The 1,283-nt window shown below is 70.3% G+C and carries 2 protein-coding genes; one reads left to right on the plus strand and one right to left on the minus strand.

Going from position 1 to position 1,283, the window contains the following annotated elements:
- The coding region (locus IFT45_RS10635; RefSeq protein ID WP_192128091.1) for an aldo/keto reductase at positions 1–616 on the minus strand (616 nt) is incomplete at its 3' end.
- A gap of 335 nt (positions 617–951) precedes the next feature.
- Between IFT45_RS10635 and IFT45_RS10640 the strand changes: the two genes are divergently transcribed.
- The gene (locus IFT45_RS10640) at positions 952–1,233 is read left to right on the plus strand and encodes a hypothetical protein (RefSeq protein ID WP_056052773.1); all 282 of its coding nucleotides are present in this window, start codon (positions 952–954) and stop codon (positions 1,231–1,233) included.
- Positions 1,234–1,283 lie beyond the last annotated feature (50 nt).

Consider the following 1,283-nt stretch of genomic DNA (forward strand, 5'->3'; position numbering starts at 1 on the left):
TCTCGACGAGGGTCGGGTCGTCGAGCACCTTGCCCTGGGCGATGGGCGACCAGGCCTCGGTGTGGATGCCGTGCTCGACGCCGAAGAGGCGCAGCGAGTCGTTCGTGAGGTACGGGTGCACCTCGATCTGGTTGACGGCGGGCACGACGTCGGACTCGTCGAGCAGGCGCTGCAGGTGGGCCTGCTGGAAGTTCGAGACGCCGATGGCCTTGGCGCGGCCGGTCGCGTGGATCTCCTCGAGGGCCTTCCAGGTCTCGAGGTAGTCGACGTCGGTGGTCGGCAGGGGCCAGTGGATGAGGAAGAGGTCGACGTAGTCGCTGCCGAGGGCGTCGAGGGTGCCGTCGAACGCCTTCAGCGCGTCGTCGCGGCGGTGGAAGCCGTTGTTGAGCTTGGAGGTGACGAACACCTCGGAGCGGTCGAGGCCGGAGGCGCGCAGGGCCTCGCCGACGCCGGCCTCGTTGCCGTACATCTCGGCCGTGTCGATGTGGCGGTAGCCGACCTCGAGGGCGGCGAGCGTCGCGTCCTTCGTCTCGTCGGGCTCGATCTGGTAGACGCCGAAGCCGAGCTGGGGGATCTCGACGCCGTTGTTCAGGGTGATGGTGGGGATCGTGGTCATGCACACCAGGCAACCACGCGCGCCCGACGGCGTCCCGGCCAACGCCCCTGGTTCTCTCGGTCGCATCGTGGTACAGTCATGAGTCGCTTGGCGATGATCCTCTCAGATCGTCCCCGATCCGCGGCCTGTCGTCCACACGCAGGCCGGATCGAACAGCCTCACGAGCACCACCGGTCCGGGCCTCACCAGCCCGCCTACTCACCGGTCCGTCGCTCGAGAGCGAGGCCCGACCAGGTCACCGACCTGCGGACGCACCGTCCGACCCGCCGAGAACGGCGGACCACGCACGCCCCGCGCTGCGTGCCACAGAGCAAGAGCACCGAGAGAAACACATCATGAACGAGAACATCATCACCGTCTCGGGCACGGTCACCACCGAGCCCTCCCCGTCCACCCCCCGCCTCGTCGAGTTCGTCGTCGTCGACGACCGCGGCGCCGAGTTCGTCGTCCGCGCCTGGGCCGACGTCGTCACCGACGCCGTCCGCGTCGGCTCGGCCGTCACGGTCGAGGGCGCCCAGGGCTGGGTCATCCCCGGCCGCAGCTGGCGCCGCGAGCCGAGCCGCACCATCGTGCAGGCGTACGCCGTGAGCACCGGCGCGCTCGCGCTGGCGGCCTAGCCGCTCCTGCGGGAGTCGCCCCGCGACTCCCGCACGCCGGTCACGCCCCC

The sequence above is a fragment of the Frigoribacterium sp. CFBP 13707 genome, assembly GCF_014842245.1.
GTDB lineage: Bacteria > Actinomycetota > Actinomycetes > Actinomycetales > Microbacteriaceae > Frigoribacterium > Frigoribacterium endophyticum.

Coding starts and splice junctions, on each gene's coding strand:
- IFT45_RS10640 (WP_056052773.1), top strand. CDS start 952: ATGAACGAGAACATCATCACCGTCTCGGGCACGGTCACCACCGAGCCC.